The sequence below is a fragment of the Streptomyces sp. cg35 genome (genome assembly GCF_050410835.1).
GTDB lineage: Bacteria > Actinomycetota > Actinomycetes > Streptomycetales > Streptomycetaceae > Streptomyces.
Genome location: NZ_CP191268.1, coordinates 1307488 through 1333062 on the forward strand (window position 1 = coordinate 1307488; position 25575 = coordinate 1333062).

The following is a 25575-nucleotide window of genomic DNA, read 5'->3' on the forward strand; positions in this document are numbered from 1 at the left end:
TATCTAGGCGGCGCGCGCCATGCGTGCGGCGACGGCGAGGGCGACGGCTTCGGGGTCCTGGGCGGGGGTGATGACCTGCAACGTGCCGATCTGCGGGCCGGATTGGACGGCGTCGCGTGCGGCCTTGTCCCACGCCTTGTCGCCGCCCCGGTCCTGGGCGAGGAGGCGGGCCGCGCCGGAGGCGTACAGCAGCTCGCGGGCGCGGCGGGGCTTGGACAGCGGGACGACGACCTCGGGCCCGGCCTCGCCGATCAGGGCGCGGGTGGGGCCGGTGACGATGCCGCCGTTGGCGAACGGCAGGAACTTCCGCAGCGGGCCGGGCACCTTGTTCTTGATCGTCGAGGCGATCTTCGAGCCGATGTCGCCCATGGCGGAGACGACCTTGCCGGGCAGCTCCTTGGCGAAGTTGAGGACCTGGCCGCCGATGCGTTTCGCTGCGTCCCAGGCCTTCTGGAAGACGCCGCCGACCTTGCCTGCCAGGTCCCCCAGCGCGGAGACGATCTTGCCGGGCACCGAGCGCACCAGCGCGACGACCGCCGAGATCCCGGACGTCGTTTTCGAGCGGGCGGCCTGCCAGACCCGGGTGAAGAACGAACCGATCTGGGAGAGCAGGCCGTTGATCGCGGACATCGCCTTGCCGGGCAGCGACCGGAAGAACCCGACCACCGCGGCGACGCCAGCCGTCGTGAGCGAACGGGCCCGCGCCCACAGCGAGGAGAAGAACGAGCCGACCGACCCGAGCAGCGACTGAATGGCGCCGAGCGCCCGGCCGGGGAGCTGGGCGAAGAAGCTGACCACGGCGGAGACGCCGGCCGAGACGATCGCCGTGGCCTGCGACCACAGGTTGGTGAAGAACCCGACGACCGAGGAGACCCAGCCGGACACGGTCGCGACGGTCGAGGAGACCAGCGACGTGAAGAACCCGACGATGGTCGACACCCACGAGCTGACGGTCGAGGTGATCGTCGAGAACGCGCCGGTGAAGAAGCCGGGCAGGGTCGAGGAGAAGAACGTTCCGACGGCGGTCAGGGCGGTCATCAGGGCCTGGAAGCCGACTTGCAGGGCCGCCCAGCACGCGTTCCAGGCGGTGACCAGGGCCGACGACATGGCCTGCCAGGCCGTCTGGAACCAGGTCGTCTTGGTCGCGATGAGCACGATGGCGGCGATGAGCGCCGCGACGGCCACAACGACGATGCCGATGGGGTTGGCCGTCAGGGCGACGTTGAGGAGCCATTGTGCGGCGGTCCAGATGCCGGTCGCGGCGGCGACGGCCATCTGCGCGGCCCGCATCGCGAGCATCCGCGCGGCGGCGGCAGCGGTCTGCGCTCCGGCCAGCACAGCAGCGGCACCGGCACGGGCAAGGCCGGCCGCCATCTGCGCGGCCGAGACAGCAGCGGAGGCGGCGCCGCGCGCGAGCGAGGCCGCGGCGGCGGCCCCGGCGCGCACCATGGACGCGGTGAAGGAGGCGGCGGCCTGGACTCCGGAGACCATCGCGGAGCCGATCTGGCGGACCTTGCCGCCGATGGTTCCGGCCGTCCCGGAGAACGCGGACGCGGCGGCCTGGGAGTCACGGAAGCCGGAGGCGAACCGGCCCAGGACGCCGACGGTGCCGGTGACGGCGGAGCGCACGGTGCCGGCTGCGGTGGTGACGGTGCGCAGGCCGGTGGCGAACTGGTTGATGCCGGTCGCGACGAACTTCACCGCGGCGAGCGCGACCAGTGCGGTCACGAGCGCCTGCAGAACGCCGGGCGGGGCGGCGCTGATCATGTCGGCCAGGGCCTTGGCGACGGTCGCCAGGGATGCGGCCAGCGGCGGCAGCATGGGAGCGACGGCGGTCGCGAGGTTGCCGAGCGCTTCGCCGATCGAGCGCAGCGCTTCCTGTACGGCGGGCTGGGCGACGGCCTCGGACAGGGCGCGGCCGAACTCGGTCAGGCCGGGGCCGGCGGCGGTGACGGCGTCGCCGATGCCCTTGATCGCGGCGGCGACGCCGGGGCCGAGCGCGACGGCGAGATCGGCGACGACCGGCGCGACCTGCCCGATGGTGGTGATCAGCTGGCGGAAGACGGGGCCGAGTTGCTTGCCGATCTCCTGGAGGCTGAGGAACAGCGAGCGCAGGGAGGACTGGCCCTTGGCGGAGTCGAGGAACTCGTGCGTCGACTTGAGGACTTCGCCGATGGTCGACATGTAGTCGCCCGCGGAGTCGGACGCGGCGCGGAAGACGGCGGCCATGATGCCGCCGATGTCGCGCAGGATGGAGCCGAGTTGCTTGAAGGCCTTGATGCCGGAGTCGACCCACTTGATGGCGTCGCCCGAGCGGGCGGCCTGGGCCATCCAGTCGCCGAGCTTTTGCGACCCGGAGGCGATGGCGTCGCCCAGGCGCTTACCGAAGGCGTTAGAGACGACCTCGGCCATGTCCATGAACCCGGCCGTGACGGGCCGGATGCCGTCCGCGAGTCCGGCCACGGCTTGACGAGCGGCGCGCAGCACGGCGCCGACGGCCTGCATGCCGGACTGGGACTTGACGTACTTCGCGAGTTCAGCCGCCGCGCGGCCCCACTCGGTGGCGATGCCGGTGATGCCCGTACGCAGGACGGACATGAACGGCGTCATGCCCTTGATCTCCGCCGAGAGCTGTTTGAACGCGGCGTCGGAGGCCTCGTTCTTGAGGCGCTTGAAGTCGCCGGAGAGGGGCTGGACGGCCTTTTTCAGGCCGTCGAACGCGGCGTAGAGGGCGCCGCCGGCGGCGGCCATGCCCATCAGTGCGGCGGGGCCGGCGGCGAGGATGCCGAACAGCGGGGCCAGGGCGCCGGTGAACTGGATGACCTGACCGGTGGTGACGGCGAGCTGTGTTCCCAGGACGGCGACGGCGGCGCCGATGGAGCCCCACTTGGCCATCGGGGCGATGAGGCTGGCGGCCCGCTTGCCGATGGTGTTCATCCGCGACAGGAAGCCGCGCTCGTCGATGGTGATCGGGACCCGGACGGGGTCGGGGCGGGTGTTGCGCAGGGTGGTGCGCAGCGGGGAGGTGTCGCCGTCGACGTCGGCGGAGGTGCGCAGGCGGGCGGCTGCCAGGCGGGCGCGCAGCAGGGTGAGGTCGGGGATCAGCTCGACCTCGGCGCGCAGCAGGGCCCGCGCGAGCGTCGTGCGGATCGCGGTCAGGTTGGGCTGGAGCGCCACCTGCGCGTTGAACTTCGCTGCGCGCAGCCGGGCGCGCAGCTCCTTCATGTTCGGGATGAGCTTGACCTCGACCTGCCCGGACAGGCGGCGCAGGCGCTCCTTGAACTCCGCCCAGTCCGCGTTGAGGCGGATGTCGATGGAGTGGTTGCGCAACTCGCGGCGCAGGGTCCGCTTGAACTTCGAGGTATCGGCGTTGATGTCGACCATCGCCTCGGCGAGCGCCATGTCAGCCCACCTTCTCGGTGGCCGCGACGCGGAACGCGGCGGCGGCCTCGGCGTCGGAGAAGCGGCGGTACTTGCTTCCGGACATGGTCGGCGCTCCCTTGGCGGACTTCGGGTTGGGCGGGGCGTTGGTGCCGTCGGCGGCGGTGTACTGGGCGCGCAGCCGGGTGCGGTCGGCGTCCTTCTCGGCGCCCTGCAACAGCAGCGCCCACAGGCCGGCGAGGACCTGTCGCAGGGGGGCGTTCATGGGGTCGAGGTCGGGGGCGAGGCTGAACATCGGTGCGGCGAAGTCGATCCAGGGCACGGACGTGGCGTGCTGGGCCAGGCGTACGGCCATGGGCCAGGGGCATCCGGCGACGGTCTCGGCGACAGCGCAGCCGAGCCGGTGCAGGTCGTCGGTGTCCCACTCCTCGTCGGCGACCAGCTCGGTCAGCGTGCGGTCGTTGTGCTCGTCGATGAGGCGCACGACGGTGGCCCAGTCACCGTCGGCCAGGGCGCCGAGCCACCAGCCGGTGTCGACGCGGGGAACGGTCAACTCCTGGTCGGAGATGGCCAGCAGGAACGGCGGGTCGGCCGGTCCGTTGTCCCAGTAGGGGGCGCCCTGGTCTTCCATGCGGCTACTCGGCGCTCTGCGCGGCGGTCTGCTTGGGCTTGGAGGCGCGCGGGCGGGACGGCTTGCGGGAGGAGACGGCGCGGCGTTCGGCCCGGTTGCGGGTGCCGACGGTGGCGCGGGCCTCCTGGACGCGCTCGACCTCGTCGGCCATGTAGGGCGCCCACTCCTCCAGCACGGCGGTGAAGATCTCGACCATGATCTCGACGTCGAGCGGGTCGCTGCGGTCGCGGAAGCGGCGCTCCAGGTACATGCGGTCCTGGTCGTCGAAGCAGGCGTCCATGAACGAGCCGATGGCGAACTGCTCGTCCGCCGTGGTGGCGGCGGTCGACAGGGAGCCGAGCAGGCGTGACCAGGCGCGGGACTTGGGGCAGTACGCGGTGAGTTCCTGCTCGTCGAGGTCGATCGGGACCGGCGGGGCCAGTTCCTTGGCGGAGTCGTCTCCGGTGGTGAATTGCAGCGCCATGAGTTGTGCATCCTCGAGTGATGGTTGAATCTTGAATCACGCCATTTGGCGTGGCTGACCGGACATTCAGGACACGGGGTACTCCCGCACGGGCCACGGGGACGCTCGGTGCAGGGCGTTGACCATGAAGTGCTGCGGCCTGGACCCGCGCACCCACTTGGCGAACACGACCTTGCCGCCGCCGCGGGGACGGAACCGGAGCGCCTTCGCGCTGCGCGGGGTGATCAGGCGGTGGGTCGGCCCGTAGATGCCGGTACCGACTTCCTGGTACCAGCCGTAATCGAGCTTGGTCCCGATGCGCGCGTGGACCCGTTGCCGGGAGGGCTGGCCCTGCACGACGACGCGGATCGAGGCGGCCAGGCGCCCGCTGTCGGAGTTGATCGAGGCGCGCGCGGAGTCCTGCACCGCGCGGGCGACCTCGTACACCTTGCGGTGCACCGGACCGGCCGCCGAGTACAACAGCCGGTTGATCTCTGCCTCGTTGAGGGTGACGGCGCCCATCAGTCCTCCCCCGGCTCGTGCGGGAGGTGGACGACGGTGAGGATGCCGCTGCGGATCAGGTTGTCGAGGAACGGGGTGCGGGTGACGGTGACGACGGAGCCGATCTCGGGGCCGCCGGCGAATCGCTTCTCCACGCGGACGGTGACACGCTGCTCGCTCACGGGGCCTCCAGGGGGACAGGCTCGAAGGTCAGGCGGCCCAGACGCTCGCGGCCGGCGACGATGAGGCGCTGCTCTCCCCCGGCGCAGTTGCCGCCGGACATCGGCGTCCACGTCGACAGGCGGGGGCGCCAGGACTCGAACTCGTCGTCCTGCCACAGGTCGCAGCACAGGAGGGCGGCGCGCAGGAGGGTGGCGTCCACGAGGAAGTCGTGGGCCTCGTTGCCGGCCACCTCCGAGGGCGGGGCGGAGCCGTCCTGGGAGAGCTGCACGCACCGGTAGACGGCGAAGGCGAACTCCACCTCGACCATCGGATCGGCGCAGGGCCGGCTGTTCTCGGTGCCGTCCTGGTAGGGGCGGATCTCCACTGTGCGGCCGTACAGGACGCCGTCGGCGCCGTCGCGGCACGCGCACGCGTCGGCGCAGTTGTCGGGGATGAGCAGGGTGCCGTGGTGGCGCATCTCGCACACGCACAGCGGCATGTCGTAGGTGGCGTAGCGCTGGCAGATGCACGCGACGAGCTGGGCGAGCATGACGCCGTACGGCGACTTGGGGCGCCCGGCGGGGGTGATGATCACGGGCTCCCCCAGGTGTCGCGCGGGAAGCTGCGCACGCGGCCGGGCGACGGGCGGTCGATGTTGCGGCTGGAGGCGCGGCGCTGGCGCTGGTGGGGGTTGACGGCCTTGATCCAGAGGTCGACCTCGGTGATGCCGGTCAGGCCCTCGGCGTAGAAGGTGCTGGGGTCGATCTGCCAGGTGACGCCGTCGCGGCTGACGTTGGTGACCCGGGACGGCAGGCGGCACTTGTCGCCGACGCACAGGCGCGTGAACTCACATGCCAGAGCACCCAGAGCGCGTCTGCCCGCGACGCTGAGCGGCTTTCCGCGCTCGTAGTTCACTGCCCACGTGCCCGGCTCGGTGAGCGGCTTGTCGAGACGCTGGCAGCACGGCCAGCCCTTGCCGTCGAGACGTACGAGGTCCCGTTGGTCGTAGACGGCGTAGGCGTCGGCGGGCAGTTCGGTGCCGTCGACGACGACGCCGACGACCTTGTGCACGGGGCCGGCCAGACGCACCGTCGGCACGGCGGGGCCGCAGCCGCAGCCGGCGCCCTGCGTGCAGGTGAAGTTGTAGACGTCGCCGCCCACCACCCACGGGCGCCAGGGGGCGCCCATGGAGCCCGAGCCGCCGCCCGGACACACGTCGCAGCCTTGCGTGGGGCACGGCGTGTGACACGGGCGCACGACCCTGCCGCATGCACCGAACTGGGAGCCGGTGAGGCGGTACAGGATCTCGGTGGCCGCCGCGACGGACGAAGCCCACACGCCCTCAGGGAGCTGTTCGCGTCCTGGGCAGCACTGGTCGTCGGGCTCCCAGCCGCAGGGGCCCGACACTGCTCCTTCCGTCGCGGCCGCCACTACTTGGCCGCCGCGGTGGTGAGGGCGACGGTGCCGGCGTCGGAGTCGGTGTAGTTGGTCGTGTTGCCCTTAGCGACCACGCTGACCGTGTACTCCGTGGCAGCGGTGGCCCCGGTCAGGGCCACCTTCGGGTTGTTGGCGTCGGTGGTGACATCGACCGCGCCGACCGTCGGGCCGGCCGGCGTGACGGTGACGGTGTATCCCTTGTCGCCCTTGGTGGCGTCGACGTTGGCGACCTTGGGCCACTTCGCGGTCAGCTCGGTTGCCGTCGGTTCCGCGTCCTGCACCGGCACGGGCTTGGTCAGCTTCGCGGCCGTCGTGGAGACAGCGACGGTGCCCTTGTCCGAGTCGGTGTACTGGGTGGTGTTGCCCTTGGCAACGACGCCGACCGTGTACGCGGTGCCGGGGCTTGCCCCGGTGACGGCAACGAACGGCTTCGCGGGGTCGGTGACGTCGACCGCGCCGAGCGTCGGCCCGGTCGGGGTGATGTCCAGCGCGTACCCCTTGTCGCCCTTGGTGGCATCGACGTTGGCGACGGCCGGCCACTCGACGGAGAACCCGGAGTTGGAGGCGTTGCCCTTCTTCACCGGGACCGGCTTGGTGAGCTTTTGCGCAGCGGTGTTGACCGAGCGCGTACCGATCGCCGAGTCGGTGTAGTTCGTGCCGTCGCCGAGGGCCTTGACCGACAGCGAGTACGAAGTGCCGGCCTGGGCGCCGGTGACGGTCACCTTGGGGTTGGCCGGATCGGTGACGTCGACCGCGCTGACGGTGGGACCGGTCGGCGTGATGCCGACGTCGTAGCCCTTGTCGCCCTTGGTGGCGTCGGCGTGCTCGACGGCCGGCCACTTCACCGCGAACCCGGTCGTGGTCGGGGTGCCGTCCTGCACGGGCGCGGGGGTGGCGAGCGCGGGCGCGGTGGGCGTGCCCTCGACCGCGTCGGAGTCCGCGGGCAGGGAGTCGCCGTTGAAGGCGCGCACGCGCCACTGGTAGGTGGTGCCGGTGGTGAGCGGGCCGGGGTCGGTCAGCTCACGGTCCGACGCCGCCGCGCTGGTGGCGACGGTCTTGTACGAGCCGCCGGACTTGGGCTTGCGCTGCAACTCGAACTTCGTCGCGGCCGGGGTGCCGGACGAGGCGTAGCTGATGAGCGCGCCCGCGGTGGTCGGCCCGGTCTTGATGGCGACGGTGGTCGGCTTGGCCGGGGCCTTGTTGCCCTTGGTCGTGAAGTCGGCAGAGGCCGCAGCGCCTTCCACGTCGCCGCGCATCGCCTTGACGGTCACGGTGTATTCGGTGGCCGGGTCGAGGCCGGTCGCGGTGTAGCTGGTGCCGGTGACGATCGCCATCAGCCGGTTCCTTCCTCATCTGGGGTTTGTCCCTGGGCGTTGCCGCCCGGCGCCTTCTCCTTGACGTTCACGTCGTAGGAGTCGGCGCCGGGCACCGCTGCCCACCGGATCTGCGCGCTGCTGTCCGACACGTCGGAGTCGGCGGCGCGCAGGCCGGTGGGTGCGGTCAGGGCTGGGAAGGGTTTGCGTAGGCCGCGACCGTCTCGCCCTGCGCCGTAGCGGTGGCGATCTTCGTGCCCGCCTGCGTGTAGGTGTGCTCGGCCTCGGCGGCGTTGTCGGTGACCGTGGCGGTGCCGGTGGTGCCGTCGCCGAAGGCGAAGTTGACGACGGTGCCGTCCTCGGCGGTGCCGTCCCACTTGAAGGTGAACTTCATCGGGTCGGTGCCGTCCACGGTGGCCGTGAGGGTGGCGCCGCCCGGGGCGGGCAGGTCGGTGGTTCCGCAGGTCGCCGGCGGCGGGGCGATGGTGGTCTGCCGGATGAGGCGGACTTCCTTCGTGCCGATCGGCGCAGCGAGCGGGCTGGGCGCGCCGGCGGCGTTGGCGACGACCTTGTGCGGGCCCACGCCCCAGCGCGAGCCGGCCTGGGCGTTCGCGGTGAACGTAAAATTGACGGACGCGGCGCCGATTTCCAGGTCGCCCATGACACCGGAGGTGAGCCAGGGGCACAGGATGTAGCCCCAGGCGCCGGTGGCGTTCGGGTCGTCGCACGCCGACTCGCCCTGGACGTCGGTCCACACTTCGAGGGCGAAGCCGCCGGAGTCGGAGGGCTCGACGGACTCGCGCCAGCCGACGATGTCGCCGTTGGCGTCCAGCTCCAGAGCGTTGGCCGGGTTGATCAGTCCGACGAGGCCGGGGTCGACCTCACAGAACTGGATCTCCGCCTGGATGTACTTGATGGAGTCGGGGACCTTGAGGTAGACGCACCGCTCGCCGGCGGCGTTGGTCTGCTCGATCTCCTCGCCCTCGGCGATCTCGGCCGAGTAGGTGACCTGGATGAAGCCCTTGGACACGGCCTGGGAGCCGGCTCCGTAGATGGGCCGGCCGCAGCCGTCGACGCGGGTCAGACGCAGTCGCCGCCCGAGCACCGGGGTAAAGCACTTGGTAGCCATCGTTCCTCACTTGGCTTTCTTGGCAGTGGTCTTGGGGGCGATCTCGACGTCGTAGGCCTCGGCGCCCGGGACGGGGGCCCAGGTGATGAGCGCTGAGGTGTGGTCGCTCTCCAGGCCCACCGCGGAGACCCGCGTGGGGGCGGGCAGGGCGGGCACCACGGGAGTGGAGTCGGCGACGGCGACCGCGAACAGCGGGCAGTCGAAGGTGACCAGGACGATCCGCTCGGCGATCGCGTAGTGCGTGTTCGAGGGCGGGTCGAAGAACCCGGCGGTGCGCGGATGCGTGCCGGGAAGGACCTGCACGGAGTCGCGTCGCACGGTCACCTGGCCGGTGGCGTAGATCCACGCCGTGCCAGGTGTGGCGGTGCCGTCGGGGCCGGTGAGGCTGTACCCGGAGCCGAACGCCCACGGGACGCCGAGCGGCGACTTGAGGCGCGGGCCGTCCGGGTTGGCGAGGTTCCTCGCCCTAGCGGAGGCGGCGAGACGGCGCGGCGCGTGCAGGACGCCCAGCTCCGAGGTGGCGCCGCCCAGGGCCTCTTCGAGCAGGGCCACGGCTTCGGTGATGCCGGGGGCCGGGGCGTCGGCGCCGGCCAGAACGACCGCTCGATCGGACTTGAGCGAGGGAAGGATGCCCGCCCGGTCGGACCACAGGGCCCGCTCGATGAGGCGTTCCTCGGCCGCGTCCAGTCGGGCGCGCACCCGGCGGTCGATGTCCTCGGTGTTGAGGTCACCGCAGGCGAGACCGGCGTACAGGCCGATGGGCCAGGCCGTGTCCCAGCGAGGCTGGTCGGTGCGCTTGGTCTCGGCGTTGCCGTCTTCCAGGCCGGGCCGCTCGGGGTCGCACAGCGCCCAGTAGTCGCCCTCGGCGCACGTGTCCGTCGTCCATGTCGCGTACGCCTGCCGTACGCGTTCGTCGGTGACGGTCGCGGCCGAGTAGAGGCCGTAGCGGCGTGCCTGCGGCGTCGGCTGCTGTACCTGCACCAGCGCGGCGTAGGACGTCGGTGGTGCGGTGGGGGTGGTCATGAGTGCCCTCCCTTCTGTGGGCTGGCCCCGCGCCCCGGCCGGAATCCACCGGCAGGGAACAGACCCGGTCTCGGCCGGGGCGCAGGGAGTTGAAAGTGCCTACAGAGGGCGGGTCAGACCGCCGGGCAGAGCTGCTTGGCCGTCGGCAGCACGCCGCCGGTGGTGGCGCCGTTGGCGCACAGGTCGACCTTCAGCAGGCGCGAGACGCCGCACTTGCGGCCCAGGAGGAAGCCCTCCTCGGTGAACAGCGAAATGAACTTGTTGGACGCGTGGTTGGCGTCACCGAGCAGGTTCACGCTGTCGTAGATCGAGTCGAGGCTGATGATGTCCTGGCGCGCGGAGACGTAGGCGCCGGCGGTGTAGACGAGGATCTGGAGCTGCTGCGGCCACTGCTTGAGCGTGGTCGGGTCGGCGGTGTCGAGGTCCTGCCAGTCGTAGACGAACTGGACGCGGGCGCCCATCTGCGCGAACCACTGGTTGATGCGCGAGTCGGGGACGGCGATCAGGTCGACACCGAGGCGCTTGGACAGGTCCGAGCGGAGCAGGCCGTGGACCCAGTAGGGCAGGACGACCTCGACGGTGGTGCCGCGGGCCATGCGCTCGCGGGCCTTGATGTTCTCGATCTGGAGCTCAAGGACGCCGAGCAGCGTCGGGACGGCGCCGGGGCCGGTGCGGTAGCCGGCGTCGTCGCCGGTGCCCTCGATCGCGTAGGTGACGGTGTGGTCGACGAGGCTGACCATGCGCTCGATGGTGTCGGCGTTGATCAGGTGCTCGTGCGCGGTCATGAGGCGCTGCGTCCAGTCGCGGACCTGCTCGGGCCAGGAGTGGTTGCGCAGGATGTCGGCCTTGATGCACATGCCGCGCGGCAGGAGGCGCAGTTCGTTCCAGTCCGGGCACGGCAGCTCGGCGCACGGCTTCGTCGGCCGCTCGATCGGGTCGCCGGCGTCGTCGGTCTCGCAGAGCTGCGCCTCGGTCCAGGACCAGGTGTGCTCCTTGAGCTTGTCGTAGACGGTGCCGAAGTCCGGGGTGGAGGGCCAGCGCAGACCGCCGTGGCGCACCGTGACCGTGGGGAGGTCGAGGATGCCCTCACGGGAGGCCATGTCCGGGCAGAATTCCCACAATGTGTCGCTCGGGCTGCACCAAATGTCCCCCTGTGCGACGGTGCCCTCGCACGCGGCGACGAGGCTTCCGCCCTTGAGGCGGCGCTCGTCGGCGGCGTAGTCGAGCACGCGCGAGTCGTTGAGGTCGCGGGCGACGAGGTTGCTGTCCGAGCGGTTCAGCGTGAACTGCGCGACGTTGACGCCGCCGGTCGCGGCGTTGCTGCGGCCGATGCGGGCGAGGGCCTGCATGCGGCGGGTGGCGGCGTCGACGAGCTGGTCGAAGTTGATGTCCTGGCCGGTGTTGTAGCCGGGGATGTCCGCCGACGCGGTCAGGGACCAGTTGGAGCCGTTGTTGCGCACGTCAGACGCCCTGTCAGATCGCATGCCGCCGAAGCGGGAACCGGAACGGGTGGAAGCGGCCACGGGGACGCCCGCGGCGGGTGCAGCGGCGGCCGGCTCGCCGCCGGCCTCCGGGCCGGGCTGGTCGATGGCCTCGGCGGGCTCGGCCTGCTCGGCGGGCTCCTGGCCCTCGCCGTCGCCCGGCTCGCCGCCTTCGCCGTCGCCGTCGCTGCCTTCCTCGGCGGGCTCCTCGGAGCCCTGGGGGCGCATGCGGCCGTGAAGGTCGGCGATCTGCTGCTGACGGGCGGTCTCGGCGGCCTCGATGGACTGCTGACGGCCTCGGGCGGCCTCGACGACGTCGGCGATCTGCGTGAGGATCTGCACCTCGTCGTCGGTGCGCGAGCCGTCGGCGTCCACGAGTTCGTCGTAGGCACCGAGGCCGGAGTCGACGAGTTCGGCGGCCTGCTCGGCGGTCAGTTCGCCGGTAGCGCCGGCGATGAGTTCGGCGCGTGCTGCGTCGTCGGCCGCTTCGGAGAGCTGGTGGAGAAGCTGTGTGAGCTGTTCGCGGTTCATCGCGAGTGGTGTCCTTAGGCGAGAAATGCCTCAACCACCGCCCGATGGGCGGTTGTTGCAACCCCGGCCCGAAGCCAGACGGGTCTTCCTCGCACCCCGACCCACAGCCAGACGGACACGCTCAGTTGATGCAGATGCGTTCACCCCCGGGAGAGTCCGCACAACCCCGGGGGATCAGAACGCCACAAACGTGGTACACACCTGCAAGTCGGAGCATATACCCCAACTCGCTTGAAAACACTTACCCTTCGGCGACGGCCTGGAAGTACTCGCCCCGGCCGCCGGCCGCAGCGCGCGAGGCGTCGGCCTCCACCCACGTCACAAAGTCGCGGGTGTTCTTCCCGTCGTCGAAGGTCTCGCCCTCGGGCAACCGGTGCCGCCACACCTTGGCCCCCTTGGGCGGGGTCTCCCCCGAGTTCCACTGGCCTACGCGGTATCCACCGCCGCCACCACAGCACCCCATGCGCCTTACCTTCCTGTCTACTTACGGCGCCCGAGCAGGCGCTTGGCGTTCCATTCGGCCAGCGCTGCCTGGGCCTTGGCGACGGTGTCCGGCTTGACGTTGCCGCCGCCGCGCGCCCATCGCTTGATCTGGTTCACCGCGCCGGCGATGGCGTGGGACTCGGTGGCCCCGCCCCGGCGGATGTGCTTGGCGACGCGCTTGATGTAGCGGGGCAGGCCGCCGGCCTTCTCCACCCAGTTCTTGCGCTTGAACGCCTGTCCGCCGTCGCCGCCGCCGTTGAGGAACGCTTCGGCTTCGGCGAGGTCGTCATCGTCGAACTCGCCGGTGATGTCGCCCTGCTCGTCGGGGCTTAGTTCGCCCTCCGCGTCGTCGGCGTCGTCCATGTCCTTCTCGCGCGCGTCGACACCGATGCGCGTGCCCGTGCTGAGGGACGGCTGGCGCAGCTTGGCCATGCGCGCCTCCACCCCGGCGGTGCGGACGGCGTTCATGCGCTTGGTGACCAGCGAGAGCTGCTGGGGCTGCTCGTCGCTGCGGGCGAAGTCCTCGCGCTGGGCGTGCGCGCTCTGGCCTGCGCGCTGCGCGGCGATGGGCATCAGCGCCCGGATGTCTTCCAGGGCCTTGCGCATCGGGGCAATGGCCTGGTTCAGTGCGGCGGCCCACTCCCCCGAGCCGGGGATGGCCTGCTGGGGGACGTCGGGCCAGTCGCCGAAGGCGTCGGCCTCGGAGACGACGCCGGCCGCGACGAGGGAGAGGGCCTTGTCGTCCTGGCAGTAGGCGCTCGCGCGCAGCACGGGGAAGGCGGGTCGGTTCACGGCGAGGGCTGCGACGAGGTCGAGGCCGTGGCCGTTGTCGCGCCAGTCGCCGGACAGCGGGGCGCGGCGCAGGGCGGCGATCTGCTCGGGGGTGGCCTCGGGGGCCAGGGAGCCGGCGACCCAGATGCCGTGCGCGTCTTCCCCGGCGCGCACGACGGCGGCGCCGTAGCCGGTGTCGCTGTAGAAGGCCATGGTCTCGCTCGCGGTGAGCCCGTGCTCGGCGTGGCTGGTGCCCGCGGTGAGGGTGCCCACCGACAGGTAGGTGCCCTCGGCGGTCAGCACGCTGCCGACGTGGAACTCCTGATAGCCCGTCGGGGACTTGGGGGCGAAGATGTTGCGGCCCGCGAACGACATGTGCGGGCGGTCCCACGTGGCGAGGTGACCGAAGACCTGTCCCTCGGGCGTGACGTGCATGGCGGTCGGCTGGTCGAACCCGGGGTCGGCGAACCATGCCTTGGGCGGGGCGAGCGGGATGACGGAGGCCACGAGCGAGGCCCGCTGGAGGGTGGCCGCATCGAGGGCGAACGGCTTGCCCTTGGCCTTCTTCTTGTCCTTGCCGTTGTCCTCGTCGGTGTCCTTGTTCGCACCCTTGCCTGCCTGCGGCTTCGGCGGGAACGGGGGCTTTTTTGCGCCCTGTTCGGGGGCGTCGTTGTCCGCGTCGTTGTCCGCCGGCTTGTCCTTGGGAACGGGGCGCGGCGGGACCTTTTTCGCCGCCGGCGTCTCGCCCTCGGCGGCGGGGTCCTGGTCCTCGACGGTGGCGGGGTCCAGCTCCGGCACGCTCGGGTCGTCCAGCGGGGCGTCGGCCGCGAGCGGGTCGCGCTCGTCGGGCGCGGCCGGGTCCTGCATGAGGGGGCCGATGGGCAGGTCCTCGTCGTCGTCGAGGATGCGGATCTTGGCGTGCTTGTCGAAGGCCGGCTGGCCCACGAGGGTGGCGCCGGTCAGGCGCCAGGACCTGACGACCTCGACAGGCTCGTCCGGGTTGGACTCGTCCAGCTCCATCAGAGCCTTGTCGAGGTCGACGGAGACCCAGCCGAGGTAGCCCCGCTGGATCTTGTCGGCCACCTTCGTAGCGTCCGGGTCCCTGCCGTCGAAGGTGCCGCTGCCGTGCAGGACGCCGCCCTCGACCCAGGCGTTACGAAGAATGGCCAGCCCCTGCACAGCGCCTTGGTGCCGTTCCGCCAGCGACGGCTGGAACAGCAACGGGAGGGGAAGTTCACGGGTATCGAGCCGCTGGGTTGCGGCCAGGCGGCGCATGTCGCCGCTGTTCTGCTCGATCGGGGCCAGCGGGCCCGACCAGCGGATGTCGTCGGGTCCCGGCGCGGGCACGGCAACGGGAGTGGGCTGGGGCATCGTTCCTCCTGATGCGGTGAGCGGGGCCGGGGTCAGGCGCAGCGTGCAGCGGCAGTTCCAGGTCTGCGCGGGGCTCGCTGAGGTGGGGTCGCCGGGGAACATGAGGCGTTCGCCGCCGACGGTGAACGGCTGGTCGATGGGCACGGTCTGGCCGTTGGCCTGCTGGTGGGCGTCGCGGGTGCGGCCGTCGAGCGGCATGTGGATGCGCCAGGTCTTGAGCATCCGGGTGCCGGTGTCGGCGCCGTTGAGGAGCGCGGCGGTGAGCGTTCCGGCGTTCATCGCCGAGCGCAGTTCGGTCTGCACCAGGGCGTTGGCCCACGCCTCGTGCGTGGCGGGGTCGAACACGGTGTCCTGCTGCTCGGGCGGCAGGCCGGCGAGCTTGCGGTAGGTGTTGGCGGGCCAGTGCCCCGCGGCGATCCGCTCGACGGCCGCGCGGGCGTACTGCTCGGCGCGGGGGTGGGCGGCGGCGAGGCCGCCGGCACCGTTCATGTACGCCTCGACGATGAACGGTGCCAGCGATGGGGGGACCTCGGCCGGCCACGTGTCGGGCCATCCGTCCAGGCCGCGACGCGTGACAGCCTCACGGGCAGTGGCGAGCCATCCCGCAAGGCGCGTGCGGAAGGCGCCCACCGCCCGTGAGACGAGTTGGGCCAGGCTCATGCGACGACTCCGGCGTCCCGCATGTGACGGGCGAGCAGCGAGGGGTCGTGGGCCTGCTGCCCGGTGATGAGGCGGCGCGTGTAGCGGTCGACGGCGGCGACGGCCTCGGAGGTGGCGAAGGGGCAGGCGGCGAGGTGGACCCAGGCGCCGTCGAGGAGACGGGCCATGTCGGTCTGCGCCTGGATCGTGGTGTGCAGCTGCCAGGCGGGGACGTTGGAGTCCATCGCGGTGCGCCCCGGCGTCATGCGCTTGCCGGCGACTTCCAGGGCGCGGCGCACCGCCATGTCGGCGGCGGCCATCAGCGCCATGTTCGCGCCGTTGTCGGTCGGCAGGGCGCGGGGTTCGGCGCCCTGTCCTGTATCGGCCGTGGGTGCCTGGCGCTGCCCGGCTCCAGCACCCACGGCCGCAGGGCCCGCACCCGGTCCGGCGGATGCGGGATTCTGTGCCAGCCCGAGGTCGACGCCGAGCACCTTGGCCAGGATTCCCGGCGCCAGCTGGGGGTCCTCGGCGAGCTTCCACAGCAGGCGGCGCGTGCGCTCCTCGTCGCTGGGCTTGTCGCCGTCGCCGAAGCCGACCTCACGGCGCATCGCCTCGCCGGAGAGTTCGCCCCGGTCGTAGAGCTGGATGGCGTCCTCGGACTGGTCCGGGCGCAGCGTGAGTTCGGTGGTGTCGGCGTAGATGACGTACCGGCCGGCGTCCTTGATGCCGTCATCGAACATCAGGGGGCGCAGGTACCGGTCGGTCAGCGGCTGGGTGAACAGCGTCAGCAGCGGGTCGACGTGGAGCTGAACGCCTTCCTCGGAGATCTGCCAGCTCGTCCAGTGGTTCGCGTCCTCGCTGCCGAGGATGACGGTCGGCGGCACGTCCATGCCGATGGCGACCTTGCGCTGCGCCTGCTCCAACAGCTCCTTGGCGCGCTCGTCGAACTTGGAACTGATGTCGATGTGCTGGATGTTCTTGATGTCCTCGCCCTTGGCGCGCAGGACGATCGGCACCACAGCACTGGCGCGGTCGCGGTCGGTGATCGCCGGCACCATGTTCTCGATGAGTTCGTCCATGAACTCGTCGGCGTCATCACGGGGGTTGCCGTCGGCGTCCAGCTCCGGGGGCGTCTCCGCACCGGTCAGGGAGGCTTCCTGCGGGACGGCGAGGATGCCGTTGCCGGCCAGGCGAGAGTCGATGGTGGCGTTGACGTGGGCGGTCAGGCCACACAGGATGCGCAGGTCCGCCAGGAGCGGCTGCACGGGGCTGTCGGCGAGCCAGGACCGTTCGGGGTCGGGGCGCCACATGCGGGACATGAACGAGCTGCCCTCGGCGAGATCCACGTAGCGGTTCTCGCCGTACTGGAAACGGAACGGTGCATCGATCCCGGACCCGGTGGTCTGGAGCTGGGCGCGCGAGGCGACGCGCCACAGCTCGGGGGCCTTCTCGCTGGGGTCGGCCGGGTTGGGCTCCCACTCGGGGTCGGTGTAGCCGACGAGGTACCACTCACCGGCGACGGTGTAGTGGATGGCCATCTGCGCGAGGAGGTCTGACTGCCCGTCGGCGCCGCCGGCCCACTGGCCGAGGTAGCGGTCGATGAGGTCCTGGTCGTCGACGGGGACGGGGGTTCCGTCGCCGCGCGGGTCGACCGTGCCCAGTTTCAGCGTGGCGCGCGAGCAGGCGTTGGACAGCCAGCGCACGCCCTGTCGCAGTTCACCGCACTTGCGGTAGAAGCCCCAGGCGTCGGACTGCCAGCCCGCCGAGGCCGGCAGCTGGCTGATCGATGAGCGGGAGCGGTTGCGGTTGACGGAGCGGGCGGTGGTTCTGCGCGGGGAACGCAGGAGTTCCGCGCTCGCGATCAGGGACGCGGCGCGGAACGCTCGGGGCTTGGGCAGCGGGGGCAAGGCGGGTTACCGGGCGTAACGCGTGTTGAGGGCGCCGACGAGCCAGGACGCGGCGAGGACCTGTGCCGCGGCGGCGAACCAGCCCAGCGCGGTGTCGGGCCAGTGCGTGAGCAGGTGCACGATCACGTAGGCGACGAGGACGGCCCAGAAGCCGACGCACCAGGCGCAGGTGAGGCCCGCGTACAGGCCGCGTTCCGTGACGGGCTTGAGCGCCTCGCGCGCTTCCTTGTCGTCGCCGGCCTGGGCGAGGTCCGCCTTGTAGGAGGCGAGGGCCCGCGCGGCGAATCGGTCGCGCACAGGGGCCGCGATGGTGTCGGTCGTCACTAGGCGCGTGATCCTCGCCGCACCCAGCGTCACAAGGAAGAATGCCCACAAAGTGATCGTCACGCCGCAAATCCTACGGCCTATCTACCGTTTCAGTGAAGAATCTGTTGCGTAGAGTCACGAATGGAGGACGTCATCGAACTGACACGCCGCGCCCTGCTTGCCGCACCGGTCGTCATCGCCGTCGGGCTCGCGGCCGGGAAACGCCCCACCCCCTCATGCCTGGCCGACATCGCCATGGACCCGACGCAATGGCGCGCACGCCCCAGGGGTGACCTGCGATACGAGCCGCCGGACGAAGAATTGCCCGGCGTTGAGCACTGAAGCGTTTCAGAACCTTTACACCATGTGCACTTTTTGGTGTATTTGAAACGAATATTCCAGTTTGGCATAGGGCACTCGTGAGCCGGGCCGAGCAGGCGGTATAGGACGCCGCCCTTTGTGTCACAGCAACGGCCCCGAGGCGGCCCCGGCGACTGCGCAAAGCGTCGGGGCCGTCCGCGAACCGACCCCGCGTTCACATACCGATTTCGATATACTGTGTCTGTGAGCGAGGAACGATGGACGATCGAGATCGAGCCCGAAGTGCGGGACTGGCTCGACCTGCTCTCCGACGGCGACTACTCACGCGTGGAACGCGTCGTCGACCGACTGTTGCCCGACCCGCTCGCGCTGTCCATGCCGCTCAGCAAACCCCTGCGCGACAAGGTGCGTGAGCTGCGGTTCCACCTGGGCGACGACGCTCGGCGCATCACATACTGGCTCGCCCCAGGCCAACGCGTCGTGCTGCTGACGGTGTTCCGCAAGACACGCAACAGCGAACAGACCGAAGTCAGTCGAGCCACGGACGCCCAGAAGATGTGCGAGGCCGACCACGACGCTGCAACCCATACCTACGACCGAAGCGAGGCGGAGTCATGAACCACTCTCAGTGGAAGACCACGCGCACCCGTCGCGCTCTCGGTGAGCGCGTCACGCCGACGCCCGAGTACGTCGAGGCCGGATACGCCCTCGCACTCGCCGAGGCACTGTACGACCGGCGCACGAAGCTGGGACTGACGCAGGCCCAGCTCGCCGAGCGCGCCGGGCTGAGCCAGCCGAAGGTGTCCGCGATCGAGGGCGGAGGCCACGTGCCCACGCTGCCGCTGCTCCAGCGTCTTGCCACGGCACTCGTCTCGCACCTCGTCATCGACCTCGACGAGGACAACCCCGCCTTCGACTTCCGCCCGCTGGGCGAGTTCCGCTCCGACCTGGAGATCGAGACCCACGGCGCAGTACAGGTGATCGTCGCCGACGAAGCCGATCACCGCGTCGCCAACTAAGCGCACGGCCCCCCGCGTAGTAGTCGGGGGGCCGTTGCCGGTTTAGGGGCGGGCGCAACGGTGCGGCCCGTTCAGCGCGCTGTGCCCCACAGGCCCGGCGCCGAGACTCTACAACCGCTTCGGCAGCAGCGAGGCCGGGATCTGGAGGATGCCGCCGTCCTCGTACATAACCTCAATCCCCCGGTCGGTCTCCAAGGCAACGGAGTTCACTTCCGGCATCCCTGGACCGCTCATCGCACCGACCAGTGCGTCCATGAAGGTGTCTTGGTCGTCCGGCTGGTCTGCGTCAGTCATGCCCCCAGGATGGCAGGCGTCAACCGCCGTAGGAGCGCTTGCCGATGCGCGGGCCGCCGCGCTGCTGTGCGGCGCGGTTTGCGATCTCCTGGCGTGAGCCCTGCGGGCTGTTCACGGCGTGCCCGGTCGACGGCGGGCCGAGGAGCTGGTCGGAGAGCAGGACGGATGCGTCGATGCGGCCGGGCGACCAGGAGGAGTCGACCTGGAAGGTGCACCACTCCTTGACCAGCTCGGGCATGTGCTCGGCGAGGCGGATGCGGTCCTCGCGGATCTGGCCGGCGACCGGTTCGGCGCGCAGCATCTTGCCGACCTTCGCGGACTTCGCCTCGACGAGCGGCGGGATCTTGTCGTAGGGGTTGGGCTCGCCGTCGTGCTCGTCCGGCCACTCCTCGCGCAGCATCTTCCACGCGGTCTTCACCACCAGCTCGGCCTGGTCGCCGCCGAAGTTCTTCTCGACGTAGATGACCGAGGCGTTGGTCTCCATGGCGAGCGTGCACGCGGCGCGTGACCACTGGTCGGAGGTCATGTGTCCGGAGCGGTCGTGCGTCCAGTACAGGCGCTTGTCGGTGCCGATGTGGCCGCCGATGACGCCGGCCTGGTCGCGTCCGCCGCCGGAAGGGTCGACGGCGACGCCGACGCGGCGCGGGCCGGGGATGCCGGTCAGGTGGGTGCGCTCGCGCATGAGCTCGGCGGTGACGAGTGCGCCTTCGGTGGGCTGGGGGTTGCCCTGGTAGAGGGCGCCCCAGTCGTAGGGGGTGGAGCCGCTGCGCTTGCTGTACCAGTGCGCGAGGAGGGCGCCCTTGTCGCGGGTGGGGATCTTGGGGTGGGAGAGGGGTTCGCCCTGCTTGCGCCCGAGCGGGTCGCCGTCGGGGGTGAGGTCGAGGTCGGCGAGGGCGGGCAGGTGGATGACGGTCCACTCGCCGCCGTCCTCGACGCGGCCCTCGGCCTTGAGCAGGCGGCCGGCGAGGTCGTCCTCGTGCCAGCGCGTGAGGATCAGCAGCGTCGGCGCCCCGGGTGAGAGGCGTGAGACGAGGTCGGAGGAGTAGGAGTTCGCGACGCGCTTGCGCACGGTCGGGGAGTCGGTCTCCGCCCGGTTCTTGTGGGGGTCGTCGACGACGAGGAAGTCACAGGGGTGGCCGGTCAGCGAGCCGCCCATGCCCGCGCAGCGCACTCCCCCGCCGGTCGTCAGGCGCCAGTCCGAGACGCTGGAGCGGTCCGGGGACAGGTAGAGGTTGAACAGGTGGCCGTAGGTGCGGATCAGCTTGCGGATCTGCCGGCCGCGTTCGTCGGCCAGCTCGGAGCCGTAGGAGGCGATGATGACGTGGTGCGTGGGGTTGCGCACCAGCCACCAAAAGACGCCCCACACGGCGGCCGTGGTCGACTTGCCGACCTGCGGCGGGGTGGTGATGAGGACCTTTTTGGCGTTGCCGGCGGCGACCTTGGCGAGCGCGTTGCCGATCAGGCGCGAGTGCGGGCGCGGCTTGAAGGAGTCGTCGACGGAGACGGCCATCGAGACGGGATCGCCCAGGGCTGCGAGGTAGCGGGCGCGCTCGACCTGCTCGGTGGGGTCGGGGGCGTACTGGAGCACTACTCGTCGTCCTCGTCGCCGTACCGGATGGTTACGTCGTCTGTCCCCTCAGCGCGCGCCGCCGCGGCGGCCGCGATGGCGCGCAGCTCGGCCAGGCGCTCGTCCTCGGACAGGGGGACGGCGGTGACGCGGATCGCCGGCGCTTCGTCGTCGCCGCGCACGGTGACCGTCTTGGGGTCGATGGCCTGCGCGAGGACCTGTTGCAGGCGGATCAGTTCGGCGTTGGAGAACTCGCGGTCCTGCTTCCAGCCCTTGAGCAGGGAGCGCAGCGCGAGGCCGGTCGCGGCGACCATCGTCTTGGCGTGGGTGCGCCGCGCCTCTTCGAGGGCGGCATCGTCGCGGCGGCGCTGCTCGACGTCCCAGGCCTTGGCGCGCTCGGCCCAGTGCATGCGGGTGGCGAGCTTTTGCAGGTAGCCGGGCTGGCGTCCGATCTCGACGGCGAGGGCGCGGACCTTGCGGTCCTTCATGTCGCGGTACGCCTCGAAGCGGCGGAAGTTGTCGTCGCTCTCGCGGGGCTGCTGCTCCCACGGGTCGCGGTCGGGGTCGAGAGTGATCGGTGTCTTATCGGCGGGCATCGGGCCCCTCCGGCTCGTCGTGCTCGGGAGCGTGGAGCAGGCGGACGACGTCGCCGGCCGGGCGCGAGCGGCGGCTGCCCGAGCAGGTGGCGCAGTAGTCGCGGCGGCCGCTGTGTCGCCAGTCGAGTCCGGCGCCGGCGGCGCGTGCTTCGGCGATGGTCGCGGCGTCGGTGAGCAGGGTGGATGTGCACCCGCCGTAGCGCCAGAGCGTGTCGCAGTGCAGCGTGATCCGTGCGCTCACAAGCCCCCCAGGGTGGCTACGTTTGCCCAGGTCAGGCGGGCAATGTCCGATAGAATTGGGTATGGAAGCAGCGATCTACACCGCACACATGGCGACGCGGAAGCCGCCGGGACACAAGCGGGCGTTTGAGTGCCTGACACCCGCCGAGGAAGTCACGCACCCACGTCAGCAACGGATGTGGGCCGTCTCGTGCAAGTGCGGGTGGCGCGACCCGGGCCCGTACGCGGGCCTCGTTGCGGCGCAGGACGCGTACCGCGCGCACATTCAGCGGGCGTACGACGAACGGGTCCTGTCGTGTCGACGCTGCGGAGAGGTCAAGGAACTCCCGCGCCGCCTTGTGCAGCAAGGACACCACATCTGCGCCGACTGCGAGAAGGAGCGTCAGGACGACTGGCGCACGAAGAACCAGGAGCGCTACCACCGCTCGCAGCGCAACGCGACGTTGAAGAAGAAGTACGGCATCACCGTTGACGACTACGAACGCATGCTCGCGGAGCAGGACGGCTGTTGTGCGATCTGCCCAAGCACGGCGCTTGAGGAATCGAAGTTCTTCCACGTTGATCACTGCCACGCAACCGGACGTGTCCGGGGCCTGTTGTGCAACGCGTGCAACCGAGGTCTCGGACAGTTCGCCGACGACCCTGACCGGCTGCGCACTGCTGCCGCATACATCGAGAGGTACCAGTGAATTCGCTGCCCAACGTGCTCACGATCCGACAACCGCACGCCGGACGGATCATGCACGGCCTGAAAGACGTGGAGAACCGTTCCTGGCAGACGAAGCACCGAGGCCGCCTGTACGTACATGCCGCGAAGCGCCCGGACAAGCCGGACGAACGCCCACAGTGCATCGACCCCACGACGCGTCTGCACATGGGTCAGATGACGCCCGTCGACGAGGTGTACGGCGCGATTCTGGGCTATGTGACGCTGCATGACATTGTCACCGACTCTCCGTCTGCGTGGGCCGTCGAGGCGCACTACCACTGGCTTCTGTCCGACCCCGTGCTGTTCGACGAGCCGATCCCTGCGCAGGGACGTTTGTCGCTGTGGACGTGGCGCGGTTGACCGCGTCGGCGAAGTCGTCGAACACCGGCCAGTACTGCACCGGGGGCGAGGGCTGGCCGAAGGCGGGCACGTTGCCGGTGAACACGAAGCGGGCCGGGTAGCCGGACAGCCCGACGAGCGCGTCCAGCGCGGCGTCGGGCTTGTCGGCGAAGAACACCAGGGCGCCGGCGATGACCGGGGCGGTGCGCGCGGCGCCGAGCAGGAAGTTACGCACCTCGTAGGGCACAGGCTTGACCAGGCCGGTCAGGTCGAGGGCCCAGCGCAGGCCGGGGCACGCGTCCAGGGTCGCCATCGCGAGACCGGGCCCGTTGTGCACGAGCAGTCCGGTTGAGCGCTCGTTTCCCGGCCTCCAGTCCACTAGCTCGACTCCATACGCGTACGCGAGCTGCGGGAGCGTCAGGGGCTTGCCTGCGACGCGGGGACGGGGGCCTTTGGCCGGTACTCGAAGCCGTAGCAGTTCATCATCCGTGGGTCGGCCTGGTGCTTGGCCAAGCCCTTGTGGGCGTTCTTGCCGCCGCCCAGCATCATCTGTCCGGGCCGGGTATCGCAGTGCCATCGCTTGCTCTTCAGGTAGTAGCGGATCAGCCCCGGGTGGGTCGTCACGGAGCGGAAGCGGTAGCCCTTGGCGACATACAGATCCGCGAGGTGTTCCTCGAAGCGGGTTCCGATGCCGAGGCCCTGCCAGTCGGGCATGACGACCAGGCGCCGCAGCCGGCGGATACGGCGGGCCTTGGGGCTGGGGTGGGGGAAGTGCGCGACGACGCCGAAGGCCACGCACTCGTCGCCGACGAACGCGCCGTAGCAGTCACCGGCGGGCATGTTCGCGCTCAGATAGTGATGGACCCGAAAGACCTTCCAGAGCGAGGCGTCCACCTTGCGCACGTCGACCGTGACGGTTGGCCGGGGTTGAACCTGCCTCCACGTGAAGCGGGGAACGTGCGGCTGGAACACCCAGTCCGGTTGCAGCCACTCCTCGATGTCGTAGTGGCAGGTCACCGCGACCATGCGGGAGCCGCGCCGGCGTACGAGTTTGGAGGTGGCGGCCGAGGCGATCTGGGCGACCTGGCGGTCCACGGTCGAGGTGAACTCGTCGATGACGGCCAGCTCGGGGTTCTCCAGCAGGGCGCGGGCGACGTGCGCGCGGAACTGCTCGCCGCCCGACAGGGTGTGGAACGGCCTGAGCCAGGCCGGGGCGGTCGAGAGGCCGACCGCGTTGAGGGTGGCGGTGATGTCCTTCACCGAGAGGTCCGCGGCGAACGCGTCGACCAGGGCGCCCTGGTAGGGCCAGTCGAGGTCGCCGATGAGCTGGTCGCCGAACATGGCCTTCGCGCAGGTCGACTTTCCCGCGCCGGACGGGCCGACGATCAGCCCGATGTTCCAGTCCTTGTCCTCGATCGGCGCCTCGACCTGCCAGGTGCGGGCCAGTTTCTCGTCGGCCGGCAGGTCGAAGCGGGCCTCGACCTGCATCACACGGGGTGTGCGGATCAGTTCGTGGGAGACGGAGACGGTTGCCTTCATCCGATCAGCGCCCGCACGTTCAGGCCCTCGTCCTGGAAGCGCTCCAGGAGTTCGAGCTGTTCGGCCTCGGTGCCGGCGGTGATGATGACGCCCCACGCGGTGGTGGCGTCTTCCTCGTCGGCATCACCGAGGGGTTCATCGTCGCTGCCGGACAGGGCGTCGTCGGCGAGCTTGTCGAGGAGGTCGTCCATCTCGTCGTCGGAGAAGCCGGTGCCGTCGAGGCCGTCGGCGGTGGCCTGCACGTCCTTGAGGAGTTCCGCGAGGAGCTGGTCGTGGTAGCCGTTGTCGCCGGCCTTGTTGTCCATCAGGACGATGCGCTTGGCGTCATCGTCGTCCACGTCGACGGTGACGATGGGGACCTTGGTGGCGCCGAGGAGTTCGGCGGCCTCGTGCTGGCCGTTGCCGGCCAGGACGTAGCCGGTCGCCTTCTGCACGACGATGGCCCGCCAGAACCCGTAGCGGGTGATGGAGTCCTTGATCGTGTCGAGGTCGTGGCGCTTGGGGTTGCCGGGGTAGCGCTTGACGGAGCCGATCGGGGCGAGCAGCGGCGCGAGGTCGGGGGCGCAGGCGGGCTCGGGGCTGTTCTTGCTCATCGGCCGGCCTCGTCGTCACGGCGGGCGATGCCGGCGTTGGCGTGCATCACGACCTCGTCGAGCTTGGTCAGTGCGGTCGACTTCTCGCGGGAGTCGGGCACGTGCTCGTCGATGACCTGCGCCATGTTGTGGGCGAGGGCGCGCAGCTCCTCGTACTTGGCGGCCTGGGCGGCGTTGGCGGGGTGGAACGTGAAGCGGGTGGCGAGTTCTTCGGCGCCGATCATGCGTAGTCCTTGATCAGGGTGTGGAGGGGCAGCGTGCCGAGCAGGCCGGGGACGTGCCGGTGTGGGGTGCCGTCGGGGTGGACGGTGTCGAAGGAGGGGTCGGGGCGCGGGCCGCGTCGCATGACGGTGCCGGCTTCTTTCAGGAGCGTGTGCGCGGTGGTGGGGGCGAGGCCGAACAGGGCGGCGACGTCGAGGACAGAGAGGTCGCCGCAGGCGTATTCGTCCTTCAACTCCTGTGCGAGGGCGCGCCGTTGTGGGGTGTGGCGCTTGGGGATCTCGCGTACGAGGTGGCTGGTCATCAGTGGCCGCCGGTGCGCTGGGCGGGGATGGAGACGCTGAGCGGTTCGGGCACGGAGCGGTTGATGCGGCTCGGGCCGGAGGTGCGCAGTTTCGTTCCTGCTTCGAGCAGCAGGCGGCGGGTGCAGCCGTAAGAGAGGGAGGAGAGCGTGACGCACTGGCGGATCGAGTAGCCGCCTTCGTAGGCGGTCCGGAGCTTGGCGGCGAGCGCCGTCCGGTCCGTCCCTTTCAAGCGCTTCGTCATGTTACCGACGGTAACACCGCGATCACTATGCGGAGTTGATCGCCATGCGGGGGACGACAGGACGTCAAGCACGCGAGGTTCACGC

General features: G+C 70.5%; 30 protein-coding genes and 1 pseudogene. 5 read left to right on the forward strand and 26 right to left on the reverse strand.

The window, feature by feature from the left end:
• Positions 1-3 precede the first annotated feature (3 nt).
• The 16 genes from ACQUQD_RS06300 to ACQUQD_RS06375 all read right to left on the reverse strand — a co-directional run bounded on the left by ACQUQD_RS06300 (position 4) and on the right by ACQUQD_RS06375 (position 17589).
• Positions 4-3402 (reverse strand): hypothetical protein, encoded by a 3399-nt coding sequence (locus tag ACQUQD_RS06300; protein WP_428950948.1) that lies wholly within the window; start codon positions 3400-3402, stop codon positions 4-6.
• 1 nt (position 3403) lies between these two features.
• The gene (locus ACQUQD_RS06305) at positions 3404-4012 is read right to left on the reverse strand and encodes a hypothetical protein (protein ID WP_428950949.1); all 609 of its coding nucleotides are present in this window, start codon (positions 4010-4012) and stop codon (positions 3404-3406) included.
• A gap of 4 nt (positions 4013-4016) precedes the next feature.
• Positions 4017-4475, reverse strand: coding sequence for a hypothetical protein (locus ACQUQD_RS06310; protein ID WP_428950950.1), 459 nt, complete (start codon positions 4473-4475; stop codon positions 4017-4019).
• Positions 4476-4541: 66 nt separating this feature from the next.
• Positions 4542-4976 (reverse strand): HK97 gp10 family phage protein, encoded by a 435-nt coding sequence (locus tag ACQUQD_RS06315; RefSeq protein WP_428950951.1) that lies wholly within the window; start codon positions 4974-4976, stop codon positions 4542-4544.
• Positions 4976-5137 (reverse strand): hypothetical protein, encoded by a 162-nt coding sequence (locus ACQUQD_RS06320; RefSeq protein ID WP_428950952.1) that lies wholly within the window; start codon positions 5135-5137, stop codon positions 4976-4978. Before ACQUQD_RS06320 ends, ACQUQD_RS06315 begins: the two co-directional genes overlap by 1 nt.
• Positions 5134-5712: a hypothetical protein gene (locus ACQUQD_RS06325; RefSeq protein ID WP_428950953.1), complete on the reverse strand. Its 579-nt coding sequence runs from the start codon at positions 5710-5712 to the stop codon at positions 5134-5136. Before ACQUQD_RS06325 ends, ACQUQD_RS06320 begins: the two co-directional genes overlap by 4 nt.
• The gene (locus tag ACQUQD_RS06330; RefSeq protein WP_428950954.1) at positions 5709-6305 is read right to left on the reverse strand and encodes a hypothetical protein; all 597 of its coding nucleotides are present in this window, start codon (positions 6303-6305) and stop codon (positions 5709-5711) included. The genes ACQUQD_RS06325 and ACQUQD_RS06330 overlap by 4 nt, the downstream gene beginning before the upstream one ends.
• A gap of 242 nt (positions 6306-6547) precedes the next feature.
• The gene (locus ACQUQD_RS06335) at positions 6548-7888 is read right to left on the reverse strand and encodes a hypothetical protein (RefSeq protein ID WP_428950955.1); all 1341 of its coding nucleotides are present in this window, start codon (positions 7886-7888) and stop codon (positions 6548-6550) included.
• A complete protein-coding gene (locus tag ACQUQD_RS06340) occupies positions 7888-8019 on the reverse strand; it encodes a hypothetical protein (protein ID WP_428950956.1) in 132 nt (43 codons plus the stop codon). Before ACQUQD_RS06340 ends, ACQUQD_RS06335 begins: the two co-directional genes overlap by 1 nt.
• Positions 8020-8054: 35 nt before the next feature.
• Positions 8055-8996, reverse strand: coding sequence for a hypothetical protein (locus ACQUQD_RS06345; protein ID WP_428950957.1), 942 nt, complete (start codon positions 8994-8996; stop codon positions 8055-8057).
• 6 nt (positions 8997-9002) lie between these two features.
• A complete protein-coding gene (locus tag ACQUQD_RS06350; RefSeq protein WP_428950958.1) occupies positions 9003-10019 on the reverse strand; it encodes a hypothetical protein in 1017 nt (338 codons plus the stop codon).
• Positions 10020-10132: 113 nt separating this feature from the next.
• Positions 10133-12031, reverse strand: a complete 1899-nt coding sequence (locus ACQUQD_RS06355; RefSeq protein ID WP_428950959.1) for a major capsid protein — start codon at positions 12029-12031, stop codon at positions 10133-10135.
• A 241-nt stretch (positions 12032-12272) separates the two neighbouring features.
• The gene (locus ACQUQD_RS06360; protein WP_428950960.1) at positions 12273-12494 is read right to left on the reverse strand and encodes a hypothetical protein; all 222 of its coding nucleotides are present in this window, start codon (positions 12492-12494) and stop codon (positions 12273-12275) included.
• Between the two features lie 17 nt (positions 12495-12511).
• Positions 12512-15316 (reverse strand): phage minor head protein, encoded by a 2805-nt coding sequence (locus ACQUQD_RS06365; RefSeq protein ID WP_428950961.1) that lies wholly within the window; start codon positions 15314-15316, stop codon positions 12512-12514.
• Positions 15313-17202 (reverse strand): hypothetical protein, encoded by a 1890-nt coding sequence (locus ACQUQD_RS06370; RefSeq protein WP_428950962.1) that lies wholly within the window; start codon positions 17200-17202, stop codon positions 15313-15315. The genes ACQUQD_RS06365 and ACQUQD_RS06370 overlap by 4 nt, the downstream gene beginning before the upstream one ends.
• A 6-nt stretch (positions 17203-17208) precedes the next feature.
• Positions 17209-17589 (reverse strand): DUF1360 domain-containing protein, encoded by a 381-nt coding sequence (locus ACQUQD_RS06375; protein WP_428950963.1) that lies wholly within the window; start codon positions 17587-17589, stop codon positions 17209-17211.
• Positions 17590-17649: 60 nt separating this feature from the next.
• Here ACQUQD_RS06375 and ACQUQD_RS06380 point away from each other — a divergent pair, with 60 nt between their 5' ends.
• The 3 genes from ACQUQD_RS06380 (at position 17650) to ACQUQD_RS06390 (ending at position 18848) form a co-directional block, all read left to right on the forward strand.
• Entirely contained in the window at positions 17650-17850 is a 201-nt protein-coding gene (locus tag ACQUQD_RS06380; protein WP_428950964.1) for a hypothetical protein, read from the forward strand.
• Between the two features lie 222 nt (positions 17851-18072).
• Positions 18073-18447, forward strand: coding sequence for a type II toxin-antitoxin system RelE/ParE family toxin (locus ACQUQD_RS06385; RefSeq protein ID WP_428950965.1), 375 nt, complete (start codon positions 18073-18075; stop codon positions 18445-18447).
• On the forward strand, positions 18444-18848 hold the full coding sequence (locus ACQUQD_RS06390; protein ID WP_428950966.1) for a helix-turn-helix domain-containing protein: 405 nt from the start codon (positions 18444-18446) through the stop codon (positions 18846-18848). The genes ACQUQD_RS06385 and ACQUQD_RS06390 overlap by 4 nt, the downstream gene beginning before the upstream one ends.
• A gap of 108 nt (positions 18849-18956) precedes the next feature.
• Here the strand turns inward: ACQUQD_RS06390 and ACQUQD_RS06395 are convergent, their stop codons facing one another.
• From ACQUQD_RS06395 to ACQUQD_RS06410, 4 genes are read right to left on the reverse strand one after another with little or no spacing between them, the layout of a single operon-like run.
• Positions 18957-19142, reverse strand: a complete 186-nt coding sequence (locus ACQUQD_RS06395; protein WP_428950967.1) for a hypothetical protein — start codon at positions 19140-19142, stop codon at positions 18957-18959.
• Between the two features lie 19 nt (positions 19143-19161).
• Positions 19162-20730 (reverse strand): terminase large subunit domain-containing protein, encoded by a 1569-nt coding sequence (locus tag ACQUQD_RS06400; protein WP_428950968.1) that lies wholly within the window; start codon positions 20728-20730, stop codon positions 19162-19164.
• On the reverse strand, positions 20730-21305 hold the full coding sequence (locus ACQUQD_RS06405; protein ID WP_428950969.1) for a hypothetical protein: 576 nt from the start codon (positions 21303-21305) through the stop codon (positions 20730-20732). The genes ACQUQD_RS06400 and ACQUQD_RS06405 overlap by 1 nt, the downstream gene beginning before the upstream one ends.
• Positions 21292-21546 (reverse strand): hypothetical protein, encoded by a 255-nt coding sequence (locus ACQUQD_RS06410; protein WP_428950970.1) that lies wholly within the window; start codon positions 21544-21546, stop codon positions 21292-21294. The genes ACQUQD_RS06405 and ACQUQD_RS06410 overlap by 14 nt, the downstream gene beginning before the upstream one ends.
• 61 nt (positions 21547-21607) lie before the next feature.
• Here ACQUQD_RS06410 and ACQUQD_RS06415 point away from each other — a divergent pair, with 61 nt between their 5' ends.
• Both ACQUQD_RS06415 and ACQUQD_RS06420 read left to right on the forward strand, forming a co-directional pair.
• Positions 21608-22234, forward strand: coding sequence for an endonuclease VII domain-containing protein (locus tag ACQUQD_RS06415; RefSeq protein ID WP_428950971.1), 627 nt, complete (start codon positions 21608-21610; stop codon positions 22232-22234).
• Positions 22235-22248: 14 nt separating this feature from the next.
• Positions 22249-22404: pseudogene (locus ACQUQD_RS06420) on the forward strand (ASCH domain-containing protein); the annotation flags it as partial.
• A gap of 85 nt (positions 22405-22489) precedes the next feature.
• Here ACQUQD_RS06420 and ACQUQD_RS06425 read toward each other — a convergent pair.
• From ACQUQD_RS06425 to ACQUQD_RS06450, 6 genes are read right to left on the reverse strand one after another with little or no spacing between them, the layout of a single operon-like run.
• On the reverse strand, positions 22490-22972 hold the full coding sequence (locus ACQUQD_RS06425; RefSeq protein ID WP_428957787.1) for a hypothetical protein: 483 nt from the start codon (positions 22970-22972) through the stop codon (positions 22490-22492).
• Positions 22973-23010: 38 nt separating this feature from the next.
• The gene (locus tag ACQUQD_RS06430) at positions 23011-24132 is read right to left on the reverse strand and encodes a GNAT family N-acetyltransferase (RefSeq protein WP_428950973.1); all 1122 of its coding nucleotides are present in this window, start codon (positions 24130-24132) and stop codon (positions 23011-23013) included.
• Positions 24129-24725: a ParB N-terminal domain-containing protein gene (locus ACQUQD_RS06435; protein ID WP_428950974.1), complete on the reverse strand. Its 597-nt coding sequence runs from the start codon at positions 24723-24725 to the stop codon at positions 24129-24131. The genes ACQUQD_RS06430 and ACQUQD_RS06435 overlap by 4 nt, the downstream gene beginning before the upstream one ends.
• Entirely contained in the window at positions 24722-24949 is a 228-nt protein-coding gene (locus ACQUQD_RS06440; RefSeq protein WP_428950975.1) for a DUF7681 family protein, read from the reverse strand. The genes ACQUQD_RS06435 and ACQUQD_RS06440 overlap by 4 nt, the downstream gene beginning before the upstream one ends.
• A complete protein-coding gene (locus ACQUQD_RS06445; protein ID WP_428950976.1) occupies positions 24946-25248 on the reverse strand; it encodes a hypothetical protein in 303 nt (100 codons plus the stop codon). Before ACQUQD_RS06445 ends, ACQUQD_RS06440 begins: the two co-directional genes overlap by 4 nt.
• A complete protein-coding gene (locus ACQUQD_RS06450; protein WP_428950977.1) occupies positions 25248-25490 on the reverse strand; it encodes a helix-turn-helix domain-containing protein in 243 nt (80 codons plus the stop codon). The genes ACQUQD_RS06445 and ACQUQD_RS06450 overlap by 1 nt, the downstream gene beginning before the upstream one ends.
• Positions 25491-25575 lie beyond the last annotated feature (85 nt).